Origin of the sequence: Parabacteroides sp. B2-S-102, from assembly GCF_023656665.1 — a bacterium.
Taxonomy (GTDB): Bacteria; Bacteroidota; Bacteroidia; order Bacteroidales; family Tannerellaceae; genus Parabacteroides; species Parabacteroides distasonis.
Genome location: NZ_JAMOKM010000010.1, coordinates 123,914 through 143,389, shown reverse-complemented (window position 1 = coordinate 143,389; position 19,476 = coordinate 123,914). Strand labels below are relative to the sequence as shown.

Below are 19,476 nucleotides of genomic sequence, written 5' to 3'. Positions count from 1 at the left end.
AGATGACAATGAAGAAACAAATTATATATATGGTATGTGCGACTGCTTTGTTAAGCAGTTGCCATATCTATAAGGCATACGAGCGTCCGGATTCCATCGATGCGACGGGAATTTATCGTGATCCGGTTTCCGAGACTGATACATTAGCCTCCGCGGATACGACCAATATGGGAAACCTTCCTTGGAAGGAAGTTTTTCGTGATCCGAAGTTACAGGCGTTAATTGAGGAGGGATTAGCCAATAATGTAGATATGCAGGCAGCCGTTCTTCGGGTAGAGGAAGCGAAAGTATTGTTGACTTCCGCCCGTCTGTCTTTCTTGCCTTCTATTAATTTCGCTCCCCAAGGGACGATTACATCGATTGGAAATAGCGAATACGTAAAGGCTTACTCAACGCCTTTGGCCGCTAGCTGGGAGGTTGACCTATTCGGAAAGCTCTTGAACGCGAGCCGTGGCCAAAAAGCCTCCTACTTACAGAGCCAGTATTCAAGACAGGCCGTGCGCTCTCAATTGATCGGTGGTATAGCGAATACTTATTATACCTTGTTGATGCTTGATCGGCAGGTGGAAATTACCGCTAAGACGGTTGATATCTATAAAGAGAATGTTCGTGTCATGGAGGCTATGAAGATAGCGGGTATGGCTACCGAGGCTGCCGTGACGCAAATGCGTGCCGCTTACCATCAGGTTTCCGGCTCGTTGATCGAGTTGGAGAGCCAGGTGCGTAGCGTGGAAAACTCATTGTCCGTGTTATTGGCTAAGGCCCCTCAACAGATTGATCGGGGTACTTTGGAGGAACAAGTAATGCCGGAGGATATCATGGTGGGTGTGCCTTTGCAATTGTTGGAGAATCGTCCGGACGTGAAGATCGCGGAGATGACACTTGCTAGTGCCTATTATACGACGAACAAAGCCCGTGCCGCTTTTTATCCGGGATTGAATATCACGGCGACAGCAGGCTGGACGAATGGTTCAGGCATCTCTGTCGCCAATCCGGGCCAATTTATGTTTCAAGCTTTGGCTTCGTTGGCCCAACCGATCTTCAACAATGGTAAGTTGGTCGCTAACTTGAAGGTATCGAAGGCAGAAGAGAAGATCGCTCAAATGAATTATCAGCAGACAATTCTGGAAGCAGGTAAGGAGGTGAGTGATGCTTTACATCAGTATGATGCCACGAGCAAGAAGCTTGTCCAAGATAGAGCGCAGATCGAGCAGCTAGAGAAAGCGGTGGCTTATACCAGCGCCTTGTTCCAGTCGGCTCAATCTACTTATTTGGAAATCCTTTCCGCCCAGCAGAGCCTCTTGAGCGCTCAGTTGACGGAAGTATCCGACAATGTGCAACGTATGCAAGCGGTTGTCAGTTTATACAGTGCCATCGGTGGTGGTAGAGAATAATAACCTTTAAATGTAGTAAAGTTATGATTAGTCCATTAGCCTATGTAGATTCAAGCGCAAAGATCGGGAAGAACGTTACGATTCATCCTTTTGCGTACATTGATAAGAACGTGGAGATCGGGGATGATTGCGAGATCATGCCTCATGCCAGCTTGATGAGCGGTACACGCATGGGAAATCGCAACCGTGTATTTAACGGAGCTGTTATCGCTGCTGAGCCTCAGGATTTCTTTTATAAGGGAGGTGATACGATCGCCGTAATCGGAGATGACAACGTGATTCGTGAGAATGTGGTGATTAACCGTTCCTCGACAGCGGAAGGACGTACTAGTATCGGTAATGGTAATTTCTTGCATGAGGGGGTACATGTTTCTCATGATACGCGGATCGGAAACCGTAGTGTATTCGGCTATGGTAGTAAGATTTCCGGAAATTGTATCTTGGAAGATTATGTGATCTTCGGAGGCAATGTATTGATGAGCCAAGGATCCCGGGTTGGGGCTTGGGCGATGATTCAAACCGGCTGTCGTTTCCGTAAGGATATACCTCCTTTTATCGTAGCGGCTCAAGAGCCTACCACGTATTATGGCGTGAACTCTTTCATCATGTCTCATGAGGGATTCAGTGAAAAGGTTATCAAGCACATCAGTCATGCGTACCGGATCATCTTCCAAGGAAACAGCAGCCTTACGGATGCCTTGTTAATGATAAAGGATCAGGTTCCGATGAGTAAGGAGATCCAACATATTATAGATTTCGTTGGTGAGTCTAAATTAGGTATTGTCAAATAAATACCAATAACAAACGATAGGTAAAAGCCGAAGGAAATCATTTCCTCCGGCTTTTTTTATATAATGGAAGGACGGTTTGGTTAATAATGTTTGTTAAATAATGGTAAACGTGCAGCATTTGTCTCTTTTTAAGTGTCTTTCTAATAAGACAACACGCAATGAAATCCAATAAAGGAGGTTTAATATGAAAAAGTCATTTTTATTATATCTTATCATGTCTGTATTTCTCATCGGTTATTGCGCTTGCGATAATGATGAGGAAAATTTTGATACGGCTACTACCGGACAAGTGATCAAAGTCCCGGATGATATCAAATCTTTTAATTCAGTTACAAAAGAAATCGTTTTCGAGAAGAATATTTCTATCAAGCAAGACGTGCGAGGCAATGAGAAGGTTGAATTCCGGATAGCTGGAAACGGTCACTTCACGGTAGGCAGTATCTCTTCGATAAGTTCCGTTATCTATAATGCCCCAGTCTTATTAGGGGATTATCAGAGATATTATTTATATGATGGATATCCTGTTGTAGATGTTCTACAAAATGAGGTAAGTAACCAAGAGGAAAGGGACGAAAACATGCAAAAGATAGAGAAAGCTTGGAGCAACTTCCTGAAAGTATTGAATGAGGCTGGAAAGTTGAAGTAGTAATTACCGGTTTGGGATGAAACGAATAAACTTAGTGAAGCTCGTATTGAACTAGTGAAGGCTTTTCATATTCAAACAAAAACTGTACTTTTGTCATAAATGCTTTACCGTGATCTTTTGAAATAAATCAATGGAGATACGTATGTATCTTCAGAGATTGAAAAACACGAATATTATCTTCATTCCGTCGTAACTGTCCGTATCCACATAAAAAGAAAGAGGCTAACCCCGAAGGATCAGCCTCTTTTATCGCTTTAATAGAAATTCAAATTAAAGAGCACCCACTTCTTTCAAAGCCTCGTTAGTCTTGTGAACAGCTACAGCGCTCTTAGCGAACAATTCTTTCTCCTCAGCTGTCAATTCCAACTCAACGATCTTCTCGATACCGTTCTTGCCAAGGATAACAGGAACACCGATGCAGAGATCAGATTCACCGTACTCACCTTCCAAGTAAACAGAGCAAGGAACCATCTTACCTTGGTTGTGAATGATAGACTCAACAACGAATGCTCCAGCAGCACCCGGCGCATACCAAGCAGAAGTACCTAACAATTTAGTTAATGTAGCGCCACCAACCATTGTGGAAGCAACAACCTCTTGCAATTTTTCTGCGCTTAACAATTTGCTAACAGGGATACCTTTGTAAGTAGCCAAGCGAGCCAACGGAATCATTGTAGTGTCACCGTGACCACCGATTACCATACCCTCAACCTCGTTAGCGTTACAGCCTAGAGCCTGAGATAAGAAATATTTGAAACGAGAGCTATCCAAAGCACCACCCATACCGATGATACGGTTCTTCGGCAAGCCTAAAGACTTCAATGACAAATAAGTCATTGTATCCATCGGGTTAGAGATAACTACCAAGATTGCGTTCGGAGAGTATTTCAAGATGTTTTGAGCTACGCTCTTAACGATACCAGCGTTAACACCGATCAGTTCTTCGCGAGTCATACCCGGTTTACGAGGAATACCAGAAGTGATAACTACAACGTCAGAGTTAGCTGTCTTCTCATAATCGTTTGTGCAACCTACAACCTTAGTATCGAAACCTAGCAATTGAGCGGTCTGCATCATATCCATCGCTTTACCTTCGGATACGCCTTCCTTTACGTCTAGCATTACAACTTCGTCTGCCACTTCATTGAAGGCAAGAACATTTGCGCAAGTAGCGCCTACATTTCCGGCACCAACAACTGTTACTTTTGACATAATAAATAAGTTTTAGTATGTTATTACTTAATAATACGCTATGTTTTTTAACGATGGCAAAGGTACAATCTATTACGGAATAAAGAAATATTTCCGTATATATTTTTGAGGGACATTATTAAATATCGCTAAAGCCTTGTCGAGGCTTCTTGACAACTTGGTACGCTTTTATTTTTAAGATCTTGAGGAAATGTTGTATCTTGGGGGCGAACAAAACTTAACCGAGGGAAGTTTTATTTACATGGGTTATTAATCTTAAATCCAACGTACTTATGAAAGTTCTTATATATATCCGAAAAGTCCTGTTTTTGTTTCTGTGCGGGGCCTTGTCTTTCTCTTATGGCTACGGTCAGGAGCTGCCGCTTCTGCCGGATACGATCAAGCCTCTCTTGTCGGATTCCAATTTGATAGATGAGTTGATCACTGTCGGATATGCTACGGGCAATCGTAGTACTTTATCCGGTTCCGTAAATCGGGTGAATGAAGGGGGGATGAATGAGGGATTGATCTCTACACCCTTGGACGCTCTTCGGGGAAGGGTATCCGGCGTTAGTATCCCGGTTGGAGGAAATAGCGCCGCTGCCTTGGCTGCCGTCCGGGTCCGGGGTACAACTTCCTTAACGGGAGGTAATGATCCGTTGGTGATTATTGATGGGGTTTTTGCCGATCTTAATTTGCTTAGCTCGATCTATCCGGCGGATATCGAGAACTTCACGATCTTGAAAGATGCCTCGGAGACTGCTCAATATGGTTCTCGTGGCGCTTCCGGTGTTATCGAGGTAACGACAAAGAAAGGGCGGCAGGGAGCTTTTAGTATCAGTTATGATGGGAGTTTCGGTGTGGAGGCGGCTTATAAAAGTTTGGATATGTTATCGGCGAATGGTTTCCGGAAACTGGCGGAGGAACGTAATATCGGTATTTTAGATTTAGGGAATAATACGGACTTTCAGGATGAGGTCACCCGGTTGGGGTTGGTGCAGAATCATCATATCGCTTTTGGGGGTGGTTCGGAGACTTCCAGTTATCGTGCCTCCTTGGGATTTGTGGAAAGGGAAGGGGTTATCCGAAATACGAACTCACGTAATTTTACGACCAAGTTGAATATTACACAGCATGCGTTCAATGATCTTCTAGTCTTTGATTTAGGCATATTTGGTTCCTTGCTGAAAAATGCTTATTTAAATGACGTACAGAAGATGTTCTATTCCGCCGCTACTTTCAACCCGACATTTCCGAATCATAAGAATATGGAGACGGGTAGCTGGGATCAAATAACTAACGCTAGCCAGATCACGAATCCTTTGGCTTGGTTGGAGGTGAAGGATGATGATTCGAATGCTCATATAAATACGCACTTAAAACTGGTTTTTAACTTGAGTAAGCATTTAATGTTTACGGCTTTCGGTTCGTATACCTATAATGTAATAGATAACGCCCAATACCTCCCTACTTCGGTTTGGGCACATGGGCAGGCTTATCGGGGGGAGCGGAAAACAGAATCTTTATTGGGAGATTTCATGTTGGCCTATAAAAAAGACTTTGGTTTGCATCAACTAAATGTATTGGGATTGGCGGAAGCTCAGAAAATGATAACGAGAGGTTTTTATACGACTGCGACGAATTTCAGTACCGATCGTTTTGGTTATGATAATTTACAGGCAGGTGCGGTACGTTTATGGGAGGGGACCGGTTCTTACTATGAGGCTCCTCATCTGGCTTCTTTCCTTGGACGTGTGAATTATATTTATGATGGAAAGTATATCGCTACCGTGAATGCCCGTGCGGATGCCTCTTCGAAAGTGGGGGCCAATAATAAATGGGGTTTTTTCCCTTCGGCTTCTGTCGCTTGGGTGTTGACCGAAGAGGAGTTTATGGAAGGTGTCTCGTGGGTAAGGAATTTAAAGATTCGTTCGGGATATGGCCTATCCGGTAATCAAGATGCGATCGATTCTTACAATTCTTTGCGATTGATGAAGCCTAATGGGGTTGTTTCCGTAAATGGTGCGCCCACCGTTACCTTGGGTACGATCCGTAATGCGAATCCGGACTTGAAATGGGAGGTAAAACGTACGTTCAATGCCGGTATCGATGCCGGGTTTTTCGACAATCGTTTTATTCTCGCCGTAGATTATTATAATTCCAAGACGGATGATATGTTGTATTTGTACGATGTAAGCGTTCCGCCTTTCGCTTATAATAAAATGTTGGCGAATCTGGGGTCGATGCGAAATAGTGGCGTGGAATTGGGTATTGGCGTCACGCCCTTGCGTACGAAAGATATGGAATTGAATATAAACGTAAACGTAACTTTCCAACGGAATAAATTGCTCTCCTTGAGCGGTTACTATAAAGGGGAATATATGTCCGCCCCGGAATATACCAGCATCTCGGATTTAAATGGGGCTGGTTTCCATGGAGGGTATAATCATATCGTTTATCAAATGATCGGACAGCCTTTGGGTGTTTTTTATTTACCGAAATGTACAGGTTTGGTTTCCGATGGGAATGGCGGCTATAAGTATGAGATTGAGGACTTGAACGGGAACGGGGTGAGTTTGGAGGATGGTGAGGATCGTTATATTGCGGGACAAGCCATGCCGAAAACACTTTTAGGCTCTAATATCAGTTTCCGGTATAAACAATTCGATCTATCAGTACAGATTAACGGAGCCTTTGGGCATAAGATTTATAATGGAACATCGCTAACTTATATGAATATGGATATATTCCCGGATTATAACGTGTTGCGAGAAGCCCCATCCCGGAATATCCAAGATCAGACGGCTACGGATTATTGGTTGGAGAAAGGGGATTATATCAATTTTGATTATTTGACGTTGGGTTGGAACGTGCCTCTGGGTAATTTAAGGAAATATGTAAGAAATGTACGACTTTCGGTTTCCGTAAATAATTTGGCGACAATTACAGGTTATTCGGGATTGACTCCGATGATAAATAGCTCTATCGTAAATAATACGTTAGGTATAGACGATAAGCGATCTTATCCAGTGGTTCGTTCCTATACGATGGGGTTGAGTTTTAATTTTTAAAAAGGTGTTCGTATGAGAAAGCTTTCTATTTTATCCTATATATTTGCGGGTTTGATATTATCGTCGTGCGATGGCTATCTGAAAGAGGACCCTCGTGATCAGCTTTATCCGGAGGATGCGTACGATACCCCTCAGAATGTCTATCTGAATACGGTTGCTTCCTTATATAATTATATCGGCGGTTATAGCGATAGCCAAGGATTGCAGGGAACGTACCGGGGTGTCTACGACTTGAATACCTTTACGACTGACGAGGCCATGCTCCCGACTCGTGGCGGCGACTGGTATGACGGTGGTTTCTGGCAAGGTCTCTTCTTGCATAAGTGGGGAACGAATAGTGACGCTATCCAAGCTACTTGGGAATATCTGTATAAAGTAATCGTATTAAGCAATCAATCTTTAGAGATATTAGGCGAGTTGCGGCAAAAAACGGATTATAACGATTTAGATCGGTATGAGGCGGAGGTTCGTGCCTTGCGTGCGATGTATTATTATTATTTAGTCGATATGTTTGGCCGTGTCCCTCTTATCGTTTCTTCTTCCATTCCGGTGAAAGACGTGCGGCAGAGTGACCGGAAAGAGGTCTTTGATTTTGTTGTAAAAGAATTACAAGAATCCCTTTTGTTATTGAGTACGGCGCATAGTAATTCGCCCGGCGATTATTATGGAAGGATTACGAGACCGGTTGTTTATTTTTTATTGGCGAAGTTGGCCTTAAACGCAGAAGTGTTTACGGATAACGACTGGACGGATGGTCTGCGTCCGAATGGACGGGAAATCTATTTTAGGGTAGGCGAGAGGAAGTTGAACGCTTGGCAAACGGTTGTGGCGTACTGTGATTCAATAACGGACTTAAACTATAGCTTATCTCCGAACTATGCGGATAATTTTTCTGTATTTAATGAATCGTCCGGAGAGAATATTTTCACGATTCCGATGGATAAGAACTTATATACGAACCAAATGCAATATCTTTTCCGCTCCCGTCACTATAATCATGCCAAAGCATATGGATTGGGGGGAGAGAACGGCTCTTGCGCTACGATAGAGGCCCTTCGGGTATTTGCGTATGGGACGGACTCGGTCGATACCCGGTTTTATGAGAATTATTACGCCGATACGATGTTTGACCTCAATGGTGATACGATTCGGTTAGATAATGGGACTCCTTTGGTGTATTTACCTCTAGAAGTTAGGTTGGATTTGTCTAGGTTGCCTGCCGAGAAAACGGCGGGTGCCCGCATGAAGAAATACGAGATCGATAAGATGGGGACGAAAGATGGAAAGCTATCGGATAATGATATCGTATTATTCCGTTATGCGGATGTCTTGTTAATGAGATCGGAAGCGAAAGTTCGTAATGGAGAGAATGGGGATGAAGAGTTGAATGCCGTTCGTTTCCGTGTGGGAATGTTACCTCGTGAGGCGACATTAGAAAATATTTTGGCTGAGCGTCAACTGGAATTGGCTTGGGAAGGCTGGAGGAGGCAGGATTTGGTACGTTTTGGAAAGTTTACCCGCCCTTATACGGATCGCCCTCAATTGCCCGATGAATCGAATGGCTATACCACCGTTTTCCCCATTCCCGATAAAGTCCGTTCCTTGAATCCGAACTTGACACAGAATCCGGGGTATTAACTTGAATTTTGGGTGAAAACTAATTCTTTGTTTTCACCCAAAGAGCATATCTTATTCTACATACAATACTAAACCTTTCAGATATTCCCCTTCCGGATGGTAGATATTCACCGGATGGTCTGCGGGTTGGGTTAATTGATGCAAGATACGAACGCTACGGCCGGATTGGGCGGCGGCGCTAAATACAGCTAAACGGAAGTTTTCCTTGCTGACAACCTGTGAGCAGGAGAAGGTAAACAAGATTCCTCCCGGCTTGATCTTCTCGAAAGCGATCGCGTTTAATTTGCGATACCCTTGTAAGGCGTTACGTAGTACATTCTTATGTTTAGCGAACGCAGGAGGGTCCAATATGATTAAATCATAATTACTTCCCATTTTTTCCAAATACTTAAACGCGTCTTCCGCATATGCCTCATGACGGGGATCTCCCGAGAAATTCAACTCGACATTCTTTTTCGTCAAAGAAATCGCTTTCGCCGAACTATCTACGGAATGAACCACCTTAGCGCCTCCTCTCATCGCATAGAAAGAGAAACCGCCCGTATAACAGAACATATTCAATACGGAGCGATCTTTTGCGTAATGCTCCAACAAAGAGCGATTCTCCCGTTGATCCACGAAGAAACCTGTCTTTTGGCCTTTCTGCCAGTCTACACAGAATTTCAGTCCGTTTTCTATAGCGATATCTTCCACTTCGCCTCCGAATAAGTAACCATCTTCGCTACCTAAATTCGCTTTATAAGGTAAAGTCGCTTCCGATTTATAGTAGATGTTTTGTAAAGTATCGCCCAATACCGCTTTCAAAGCCTCCGCGATCTGATGACGGGCATAATGCATTCCTACCGAATGTGCTTGCATAACCGCCGTATGCGCATACATATCGATCACCAATCCCGGTAAGTTATCGCCTTCGCCGTGAATCAGGCGGAACGTATTATTATTTTCTACCCCAGCCAGCCGCAAGGTCTTTCTGAGTTCGTAAGCGATACGGATACGTTCGATCCAAAAAGCATCGTCGATGGCGATTGGGGTGAAAGATAACACACGTACGGCGATACTGCCGATTTGGTAATGGCCGATCGCCAAAAAACGCTGGTTCGCTCCGTATACCTCTACCAAGTCACCCTCTTCCGGGTCGCCTTCAACAGATTGGATCGCTCCGGAAAATACCCATGGATGGAAACGCAATAGCGATTCTTCTTTCTTAGGCTTGAGAAAAACTTTACAATACTCCATTTATGCTTGATTCAATAAATTATATATTCTTAGGCAAGCCCAAGCATCGAGGGCCGCATATTTCTTTTGTGAGTCTGTCAATACATCCGCCTCCCAATTCGTGAGGCGTTGTCCTTTTGATATTTTTTTTTGGAAAAGTATCGCATATATCTTTTGCAGGCTGGCATCCTCGATGCCGAACTGGCCTACGTAATTCTGTAAATCAAGGAAATTGGCGGGTTCTATATCCGAACGCTTCCGTATCGCCCCGAAATCATCCCGTAAAGATAACCCGATCTTTAAGGTCGAACTGCTTTTCAGGAATTTCTCCAGAGATTCCGGTATACCGATATGATTCAAGCGGAACAAGAAACAAGTATCATCCGTTGATATCTGCATCAATGAGATCTTGTAACGCTGTCCCTTCTTAAAGCTGGGACGGGTCTCCGTGTCAAAACCAACGATCGGAAAACGCAGCAAGTACTCAACGGCCTTGTCTGCCTCCTCTTTACTAAGGATCGTAATGATACGTCCCTTGAATTCCTCTACGGTAAGTTTCGCTATTTCCTCTTTAGCAATTGTATGTATAAATTGTTGTATCATTCTTCCTCTTCATTCTTTTCCAAATCCTCATCACCACTGTAACGCACAGCGTGCAACGCTTTCAAGGCATTCAATAATTGCTGTCCCCAGTATTCTTGGAAGTTCGTGCGGCACAAAGCGATAGCCTCTTGCATAACTTCCTCGTTTCCTTGACGGAATAAAGATACGAAATTTCCTGTATCTTGATAGACATCAGCCAAGTTCTCGGAAATAAATGCTGCGATAGGAGTATCGCTATACCGCATATCCGCATGAAATGTTTCCAGATAGGAATCTCGTTCGCCAAGCAAACCGGCTATCCGTGAACGAACCGACTCGTACATGTCTTCTGAAACGGAAAGCTCGAGTTCGGTTTCCTCTTCAGATTCCACTTCGGGCAACAGGCTGGCCTTTAAGTATAATAGAGGCAGGAGTTTTGTCGCCTTATCTACGAAGTCGAAAAGCCCGGTATTTCCGGCGGTCTCAACAAAGGTACAATATTCCAGTGCTACCGTAACAAATTCTAGCGTGTTGCGCTCGTATATCGGATTTTCTTCTTTTTCCATGTGCCTGTTCGTCTAATCATTCTTGATAACAATTCGCAAAAATACAACAAAAATCCGTTTTTTTCGTGATAAAGTCCCGAATATTCTTTTTAGTCGGGGATTGCTCTCCTATATATTTCCTGTTTTATTATTTTTGTGCAATTAATAGAAGGAATGTTAATGATAGACTAATGTTGGATATACTAATTAGGATAAAAAAACCGATCGAGTTATGAGTTCATGTGGAAAGAATGAGAACCCTCAAGAGATGAATCGCCGTAAATTCTTGAAGGTATTTGGGGGTGGGGCTGTCGCCTCTTCGGCGGCGCTTTACGGTTGCGCTCCCAAGAATGAGCCGGGGGCGGCTGTGGCGTTAGGTGAGGTTCCTACCGATAAAATGACCTATCGCCAACATCCTACGAATGGCGATAAGGTTTCTATTTTAGGATATGGTTGTATGCGTTGGCCCTTGAAACAAGGATCGGACGGTAAAGACCAGATTGATCAAGAAGCCGTGAATCGTTTAGTGGATTATGCGATAGAACATGGGGTGAATTACTTTGATACTTCTCCTGTTTATGTACAAGGTATGTCCGAGAAAGCGACCGGTATCGCATTGGCACGCCATCCTAGGAACTCCTATTATTTGGCCACTAAACTGTCAAACTTCCAGAACTATACGAGAGAAAACTCGTTGGCGATGTATCGGCAGTCGTTCCGTGATTTGCAAACCGATTATTTGGATTATTATTTGCTTCACTCTATCGGTGGGGGGAATGGTATCGAGCTTTTCAATGACCGCTATATAAATAATGGAATGCTTGATTTCTTGGTGAAAGAACGGGAAGCGGGACGTATCCGTAACCTAGGTTGGTCTTTTCATGGGGATGTAAAAGTGTTTGATTATGTGTTGGATATGGGCGTGAAATGGGATTTCGTTCAGATCCAGCTGAATTATCTGGACTGGAAACATGCCTCGGGGCGTAACGTAAACGCTGATTATCTGTATGGCGAATTAGAGAAGCGAGGTATTCCGGCGGTTATCATGGAACCGCTATTAGGAGGTCGCTTATCGAATGTTCCGGATCATATCGTTGCTCGTTTGAAACAGCAACGGCCTGAGAATAGCGTGGCTTCATGGGCTTTTCGTTTCGCCGGCTCTCCGGATGGGGTCTTGACGGTGTTAAGCGGCATGACGTATATGGAGCATTTGCAAGATAATATCCGTACTTATTCCCCGCTTATTCCGGTAACGGACGAGGAGAAAGACTTTTTGGAAGAGACGGCCCAGCTTATGATGAAATATCCTACAATACCTTGCAATGATTGCAAATATTGTATGCCTTGTCCATATGCGTTGGATATTCCGGGCATTCTTTTACATTATAATAAATGTGTGAACGAAGGAAATGTTCCGAAAAGCGTGCAAGACGAAAATTACGCAAAAGCTCGTCGTGCCTTCTTAGTCGGTTATGACCGGAGTGTCCCAAAGTTGCGTCAAGCGAACCATTGTACAGGGTGTGAGCAATGTAATCCTCATTGTCCGCAGGGTATCGATATCCCCAAAGAGATGCAGCGTATCGATAAATTCGTGGAAGAGTTGAAAGTGAATGGTTAACCTTTAAACAAACGGAAAATTATGTTACGAAAAATAAGAATATTCGCCGCCACCTTTTGCTTTGTGCTGATAACCCTGTTATTTCTTGATTTCACGGGTACGATTCACGCTTGGTTCGGATGGTTGGCAAAGATACAGTTTTGGCCTGCGTTGTTGGCTTTGAATGTCGGTGTTGTGGTAGGGTTGGTAATCTTGACTCTTTTATTGGGGCGTGTATATTGCTCCGTTATCTGCCCTTTAGGGGTATTGCAAGATATTATTTCGTGGTTTGCTTGTAAACGGAAGAAATACCGCTTTTCCTATTCTCCCGCATTGAAGTGGGTACGTTATGGTACCTTGGTTGTTTTTATAGTGGCTTGTATTGCTGGTGTCGGTTCCTTGGTAGCGTTGATTTCGCCTTATAGCGCTTATGGGCGTATCGCTTCTAATTTATTTGCGCCAATCTATCAAGAGGGCAACAATCTATTGGCCTATTTCGCAGAACGTATGGATAGTTACGCATTCTATTCGGTGGACGTATGGGTGCGTAGCCTGGCTACGATGGGAATCGCTATTCTGAGCTTTGTCATATTGGCGATTTTAGCTTGGAGAAATGGACGTACATATTGTAATACGATCTGTCCGGTAGGTACGGTTCTCGGTTTTTTGTCGAAGTATGCTTTACTTAAACCTCGCATTGATACCGATAAATGTAATGGTTGCGGATTATGCGCACGTAAATGCAAGGCTTCTTGTATCGACTCTAAGAATCATGCGATCGATTATAGCCGTTGCGTGACTTGTATGGACTGTTTGGATAATTGCCGTCAAGGCGCGATTTCGTATACGAGGGCACACAAGGCTGATAAAGCTACTTCGGTAAAAGAATCCTCAACGAAGGACACTACGGATGTTTCCCGCCGTCGAGCCTTGTCAGCTACGGCATTGGTAGCCATGTCTTCTGTTTTGCATGCTCAGCAGAAAAAGCTGGAGGATTATGTGGAGATGAAGAAAGACGGAGGCTTTGCGCCGATTAAAGAACGTAAAGAGCCGAATCGTTTGGCGTCATTGGTTCCTCCCGGAGCCTTGAGTATTGGGAATCTGGCCCAACATTGCACGGGATGTCAGCTTTGTGTATCTGTCTGCGAGAATCATGTCCTGCGTCCGTCTACGGATCTGATGAAACTGATGCAGCCGGAGATGGCATTCGATAGAGGGTATTGCCGTCCGGAATGTGTGAAATGTTCGGAGGTTTGCCCGACGGGAGCGATCAAACCGATTACGAAAGAAGACAAATCTGCTATACAGATCGGTCATGCCGTATGGGTAAAAGATCTTTGTATTGTCAATACGGACGGTATGAGTTGTGGTAATTGTGAACGCCATTGCCCGACAAAATCGATCCAGATGGTGGCGAAAGATCCTGCAGATCCGAAGTCGTTAAAGATCCCGGTGATCAATACGGAAACTTGTATTGGTTGTGGTGCTTGCGAGTACCTTTGTCCATCTCGTCCTTATAGTGCGATCTATGTAGAAGGACATGAGATGCACAGATCTATTTAATGCCGTTAAAATCTATCCCCAAAAACATGTACGTGTTTCCGTAAAAACATGTACATGTTTTTCAGAAAACACGTACGTCTTTTTTTCAAAGGTTCGTCAGACTCGATTTTTCTATGTACATTTGCGTGTTATAAAAGAATTATTGAGAAACTATTTATGGCAAAGAAGACAACAACAACGAAGCAAAATCATACAGAGCCGAGCTGGTTCGCAGCCTTGAAGACTTTTTTTACAAATGAACGGACCCGTTTCATTACAGGTTTGATTATCTCTATACTAACCATTTACGTAGGGCTTGCCTTGATTTCGTTTTTCTTTACAGGAGCCGCCGATCAAAGTAAAATAGAGAATGTTCCTTTAGGGGATTTGTTGACCAATCGAGGATCGGTAGAGAATTGGACGGGCGTACGCGGGGCGTATTTGTCTGATCTATTGATGAACCGTTGGTTCGGTATCTCTTCTTTTATGATCCTCTTTTTCTTGGGATCGGTTGGGGCGAAACTCATGAATTTAAATAAAGTATCCTTGTTGAGACGTTTCTTGTTCAGTGCTTCGGCGTTGATCTGGGGATCTGTGTTTTTTGCTTTCATATTTATCAAGGGATATGAGGATACGTTTATTTATCTAGGCGGTCAACACGGATATTACATCTCGGAGATGTTTATTACCAATATCGGAATTCCCGGAACGATCTTGCTTTTATTAGGCTCATTCTTAATCATCGCAATTTTTACCAGTAAGAAGACAATCCCGTTCTTACAGCGCGTATTCTCTTTGGGCTGGGTAAGGAACCGTTTGAAACGTGAGAAGAAAGAGGATGAGGTAGAAGTGGAGCAGACGCAAAAAGAGGATGTTGTAACTCCTCGCTCTAAGCCTGTCGTAGAGCAACCGGATGAACAACCCGAAATGGATGATTACGAAGAGTTTGATACGGAGGCTGAATTGTTGGAGGCCGAAGGGAAAGAAAACCGTAAAACAGAACCGGAATATCAGGAGGAAGAGGTCGCTGGTGATGATTTAGTAGTTACGATCGCTAAAGGTGACGACGATCCTATATGCGAAAAGACAGATGAGATAAATACCCCGGAATCAGAGGATGGGGAGGATGCTGGATTCACGGTGGAGGTTGCCGCCGGTAATGATGAAACCTACGATGCTTCGGCCTTGGGTACGTATGATCCCCGTTTGGATCTTTCCCGTTATGTATTTCCTACCTTGGACTTACTGAAAGCGTATGATAGTGGGAGCATGGAGATCAATCGGGACGAATTGGCAGAAAACCAACGCTTGATCAAGCAAGCCTTGGAAGATTTCAATATCAAGATCGCCTCGATCAAGGCAACAGTCGGACCTACGGTTACGCTTTATGAGATTGTACCCGAGGCGGGTGTCCGTATTTCTAAGATCAAGAACTTGGAGGATGATATCGCCTTGAGTTTATCCGCTTTGCAGATCCGTATTATCGCTCCGATGCCCGGAAAGGGAACGATCGGTATCGAGGTGCCGAATAAGAATCCTCAGACGGTATCGATGCAATCTGTTATCGCTTCACGCCGATTCGTTGAGGGTAAGTATGAGTTGCCTGTGGCGATGGGTAAGACGATTACGAACGAGGTGTTCATGTTCGATCTTTGTAAGACACCGCATCTATTGGTAGCCGGTGCTACGGGGCAAGGTAAGTCTGTCGGTCTAAATGCGATCATCACTTCCTTATTATATAAGAAGCATCCATCGGAGTTGAAATTCGTGATGGTAGACCCGAAAATGGTTGAGTTTAGTATCTATTCCAAGATAGAACGTCATTATCTGGCGAAACTTCCGAATGCGGAGAAGCCGATCGTTACGGAGCCAGCTGACGCTGTCGCTACATTGAACTCGTTGGTGATCGAGATGGAAGACCGGTACCGTTTACTGGTGAACGCGAATGTTCGTAATATAAAGGAATACAACGCTAAGTTTATCGAACGGCGGTTGAACCCGCAGAAGGGACATCGCTTCTTACCCTATATCGTGGCAGTGGTGGATGAGTTTGCCGACTTGATCGCAGTGGCCGGACGTGAGATCGAGTTGCCTATCTCTCGTATTGCGGCGAAGGCCCGTGCGGTAGGTATCCATATGATCTTGGCTACGCAACGCCCGGATACAAAGGTGATTACCGGTACGATCAAGAGTAACTTTCCGAGCCGTATTGCCTTTAAGGTTGCTTCTATGATCGATTCACGTACGATTCTGGATGCTCCGGGCGCTAACCGTTTGATCGGACGGGGCGATATGTTGATTGTCGTGGCGGGACAAGAGCCGGTTCGTGTGCAATGCGCTTTTGTAGATACGCCCGAGGTGGAGGATATCGTGGATTATATCGGTGAGCAGGCTGGCTTCCAAACCGCTTATCTGCTTCCGGAGTATGTACCGGAAGGGGGAGAGGCATCGACTTCGGGAGCTGTCGATTTATCAGATCGAGACCCCTTATTTGATGAGGCGGCTCGCTTGATCGTGATTCAGCAACAAGGTTCTACTTCTTTGATCCAGCGTAAATTTGCTATCGGTTATAATCGTGCCGGACGTTTGATGGATCAATTGGAGGCTGCCGGTATTGTTGGCCCGTTTGAGGGAAGTAAGGCCCGTCAAGTATTGGTGCAAGATGAGTATTCGTTGGAGCAAGTATTAAATGCTTTGAAATAAATATGAGAAGAGAACATAAAATAAGAGTGTGGCGGTGTATCGCGTTTGTCGGACTATTCTTGTGTTTCCTGTTGGGACTAGGAGTGGGGGCGCATGCCCAGAATGCGAATGATATCTTGGGGAAGGCGGCCGCTGCTTATGAGAATTCGAACGGGATAAGCGCTTCTTTTACGATGTTTACCCGTTCTGCCGGTCAGAATGCGGGAGAGAGTTTTGAGGGAACCATCCAGATGAAAGGTGATAAGTTTACATTAGTCACGCCGGATGCGCTTACTTGGTTTAATGGTACGACGCAATGGACGTATGTGGAACGGAACGATGAGGTGAACGTGACGAATCCTACGGGAGAAGAGTTGCAATTTACAAATCCCGCTCTTTTATTAAATAGTTATAAGAAGGGATTCACGGCGGCTTATAAAGGCGAGAGTACGGCACCGAACGGAAAAGCCGCTTACGATGTGGAATTGACACCGAAGAAAAAAGGGGATATCGTGAAAGTGGAGTTGCAAATCGAGAAATATTCAAATTTCCCGGCTCGTATCACGGTTACTTCTAAAAACGGCGTTAGCAGTACGATCCAGATCAGCCAATTGAAAACAGGTATAAACCAACCGGATCGTTTTTTTGTTTTTAACGAAGGGGATTATCCGGACGTAGAGGTGATAGACCTTCGATAATAGAGAATTGAAAATTGATAATTAATACTTAGATACTATGAGCGATTCAGTGAATGAGAAAGTACGTTGCCTTATTATAGGCTCGGGTCCAGCAGGTTATACGGCAGCGATTTATGCTTCCCGTGCGAATTTATCTCCGGTGCTTTATGAAGGAATACAGCCGGGGGGACAATTAACGACAACTACGGAGGTGGAGAATTTCCCGGGATATCCGGACGGTATAACCGGTCCTGAGTTAATGGAAGATTTAAAAAAACAAGCCGTCCGTTTTGGTGCGGATATCCGTTTCGGTATCGCTACCGCCGCTGATTTGGGCGAGGCTCCTTATAAAATTACGATTGATGGTGAGAAAGTGATCGAGACGGAGACTTTGATTATCGCTACGGGTGCTTCCGCGAAGTATCTGGGTCTTCCGGATGAGCATAAATATGCGGGTATGGGTGTATCCGCTTGCGCTACTTGCGATGGTTTCTTCTATCGTAAAAAGACGGTAGCGGTAGTAGGTGGTGGGGATACGGCCTGTGAGGAAGCGATTTACTTGGCAGGTTTGGCGAAGCAGGTTTACTTGATCGTGCGTAAACCCTATTTGCGTGCTTCAAAAGTAATGCAAGAACGTGTCTTCAAGACTCCGAATATCACGGTGCTTTTCGAACATAACACCCTGGGTTTATTTGGAGAGAATGGCGTGGAAGGTGCTCATTTGGTAAAACGTATGGGAGAGCCGGATGAGGAGGAAGTGGATATCGCTATCGATGGTTTCTTCTTGGCGATTGGCCATAAACCTAATTCGGATATTTTCAAGCCATGGATAGATACGGACGAGATCGGTTATATCGAGACAGTTCCGGGAACTCCCCGAACGAAAGTTCCGGGTGTGTTTGCTGCTGGAGATGTCGCTGATCCCCATTATCGTCAAGCTATTACCGCTGCGGGAAGTGGTTGTAAGGCTGCTATCGAGGCTGAACGTTATTTATCAGAGATCGGAAAATAGTTGACAGTTGACAATTGATAGTTGACAGTTGCGACAAGCGGTATTTAACTGTCAACTTTCACTTGTCAACTATCAACTGTCACTTGTCATTTGTCAACTAATTTAATTTCCATGAATTTAAAATCTACTCTTCTTTTGCTACTTTGCCTGATGATGGCAGGAATGGTAGCGGCAAAGGATAACACGAAAGTGATCGCCCATCGGGGGTATTGGAAAACGGAGGGCTCTGCTCAGAACTCTATCCGTTCTTTGGAACGTGCCAGCGAGATTGGTGCCTATGGCTCGGAATTCGACGTACATCTTACGGCGGACAATGTGCTGGTAATATTCCATGATAATGATATCCAAGGAAAACATATTCAATCCTGTACTTATGATGAATTGAAAGATTTGCAATTGAGCAACGGCGAAAAGCTCCCTACTTTAGAGCAATATTTGAAACGTGCGAAGAAATTGAAGAATGTCCGGTTAATTTTAGAACTGAAAGCTCATGAGACCCCGGAACGCAACCGTGAGGCTGCTAAAGCTGTTGTAGATATGGTGAAGCGTATGAAATTAGCGAAACGTACGGATTACATATCTTTTAATATGGATGCTTGTAAAGAATTTATCCGTCTATGTCCGAAATCTGAGGTTTCTTATCTGAATGGAGAATTATCCCCGATGGAATTGAAAGAGCTTGGTTTTACAGGATTAGACTACCATTATAAAGTCTTGCAATCTCATCCGGATTGGGTGAAGGATTGTAAAGTCCTAGGCATGACTTCGAATGTCTGGACCGTAGATGACCCTAAATTAATGGAAGAGATGATCGATCTGGGAGTCGATTTTATTACGACTGATTTACCGGAAGAGACTCAAAAAATACTACATTCGCGGGCTCAATAAGGCAT

General features: G+C 44.2%; 15 protein-coding genes. 11 read left to right on the top strand and 4 right to left on the bottom strand.

Annotation, left to right across the window (positions count from 1 at the left end; translation table 11 throughout):
• Window positions 1-2 precede the first annotated feature (2 nt).
• The 3 genes from NBH07_RS13980 (at window position 3) to NBH07_RS13970 (ending at window position 2,831) form a co-directional block, all read left to right on the top strand.
• Window positions 3-1,394 (top strand): TolC family protein, encoded by a 1,392-nt coding sequence (locus NBH07_RS13980; protein WP_005865140.1) that lies wholly within the window; start codon window positions 3-5, stop codon window positions 1,392-1,394.
• 23 nt (window positions 1,395-1,417) lie between these two features.
• Window positions 1,418-2,185, top strand: coding sequence for an acyl-ACP--UDP-N-acetylglucosamine O-acyltransferase (gene lpxA / locus NBH07_RS13975; RefSeq protein ID WP_008780868.1), 768 nt, complete (start codon window positions 1,418-1,420; stop codon window positions 2,183-2,185).
• Window positions 2,186-2,369: 184 nt separating this feature from the next.
• Window positions 2,370-2,831 (top strand): hypothetical protein, encoded by a 462-nt coding sequence (locus NBH07_RS13970; protein ID WP_005855403.1) that lies wholly within the window; start codon window positions 2,370-2,372, stop codon window positions 2,829-2,831.
• Window positions 2,832-3,101: 270 nt separating this feature from the next.
• Here NBH07_RS13970 and mdh read toward each other — a convergent pair whose 3' ends face one another.
• On the bottom strand, window positions 3,102-4,043 hold the full coding sequence (gene mdh / locus NBH07_RS13965) for a malate dehydrogenase (protein WP_009017535.1): 942 nt from the start codon (window positions 4,041-4,043) through the stop codon (window positions 3,102-3,104).
• A gap of 272 nt (window positions 4,044-4,315) precedes the next feature.
• Here mdh and NBH07_RS13960 point away from each other — a divergent pair, with 272 nt between their 5' ends.
• A complete protein-coding gene (locus NBH07_RS13960; RefSeq protein WP_009017536.1) occupies window positions 4,316-7,093 on the top strand; it encodes a SusC/RagA family TonB-linked outer membrane protein in 2,778 nt (925 codons plus the stop codon).
• A gap of 12 nt (window positions 7,094-7,105) precedes the next feature.
• A complete protein-coding gene (locus NBH07_RS13955; protein ID WP_009017537.1) occupies window positions 7,106-8,731 on the top strand; it encodes a RagB/SusD family nutrient uptake outer membrane protein in 1,626 nt (541 codons plus the stop codon).
• A gap of 51 nt (window positions 8,732-8,782) precedes the next feature.
• On the opposite strand, the gene NBH07_RS13950 is transcribed toward NBH07_RS13955, so the two are convergent.
• From NBH07_RS13950 to NBH07_RS13940, 3 genes are read right to left on the bottom strand one after another with little or no spacing between them, the layout of a single operon-like run.
• Window positions 8,783-9,967, bottom strand: coding sequence for a class I SAM-dependent rRNA methyltransferase (locus NBH07_RS13950; RefSeq protein WP_009017538.1), 1,185 nt, complete (start codon window positions 9,965-9,967; stop codon window positions 8,783-8,785).
• Complete coding sequence (locus tag NBH07_RS13945) at window positions 9,968-10,549, bottom strand: 3'-5' exonuclease (protein WP_005855416.1); 582 nt, start codon at window positions 10,547-10,549, stop codon at window positions 9,968-9,970.
• A complete protein-coding gene (locus tag NBH07_RS13940; RefSeq protein ID WP_005865156.1) occupies window positions 10,546-11,094 on the bottom strand; it encodes a DUF5063 domain-containing protein in 549 nt (182 codons plus the stop codon). The genes NBH07_RS13945 and NBH07_RS13940 overlap by 4 nt, the downstream gene beginning before the upstream one ends.
• A 211-nt stretch (window positions 11,095-11,305) precedes the next feature.
• Here NBH07_RS13940 and NBH07_RS13935 point away from each other — a divergent pair, with 211 nt between their 5' ends.
• From NBH07_RS13935 to NBH07_RS13910, 6 genes are all read left to right on the top strand, one after another.
• Window positions 11,306-12,691, top strand: a complete 1,386-nt coding sequence (locus NBH07_RS13935; RefSeq protein ID WP_009017539.1) for an aldo/keto reductase — start codon at window positions 11,306-11,308, stop codon at window positions 12,689-12,691.
• Between the two features lie 21 nt (window positions 12,692-12,712).
• Window positions 12,713-14,233, top strand: a complete 1,521-nt coding sequence (locus NBH07_RS13930) for a 4Fe-4S binding protein (RefSeq protein WP_009017540.1) — start codon at window positions 12,713-12,715, stop codon at window positions 14,231-14,233.
• Window positions 14,234-14,389: 156 nt separating this feature from the next.
• The gene (locus NBH07_RS13925) at window positions 14,390-16,915 is read left to right on the top strand and encodes an FtsK/SpoIIIE family DNA translocase (RefSeq protein WP_156682602.1); all 2,526 of its coding nucleotides are present in this window, start codon (window positions 14,390-14,392) and stop codon (window positions 16,913-16,915) included.
• 2 nt (window positions 16,916-16,917) lie between these two features.
• Complete coding sequence (gene lolA1, locus NBH07_RS13920) at window positions 16,918-17,592, top strand: outer membrane lipoprotein periplasmic chaperone LolA1 (RefSeq protein WP_005865168.1); 675 nt, start codon at window positions 16,918-16,920, stop codon at window positions 17,590-17,592.
• Window positions 17,593-17,629: 37 nt separating this feature from the next.
• On the top strand, window positions 17,630-18,583 hold the full coding sequence (gene trxB, locus NBH07_RS13915; protein ID WP_009017542.1) for a thioredoxin-disulfide reductase: 954 nt from the start codon (window positions 17,630-17,632) through the stop codon (window positions 18,581-18,583).
• 111 nt (window positions 18,584-18,694) lie between these two features.
• Window positions 18,695-19,471 (top strand): glycerophosphodiester phosphodiesterase, encoded by a 777-nt coding sequence (locus NBH07_RS13910; RefSeq protein WP_087346686.1) that lies wholly within the window; start codon window positions 18,695-18,697, stop codon window positions 19,469-19,471.
• Window positions 19,472-19,476 lie beyond the last annotated feature (5 nt).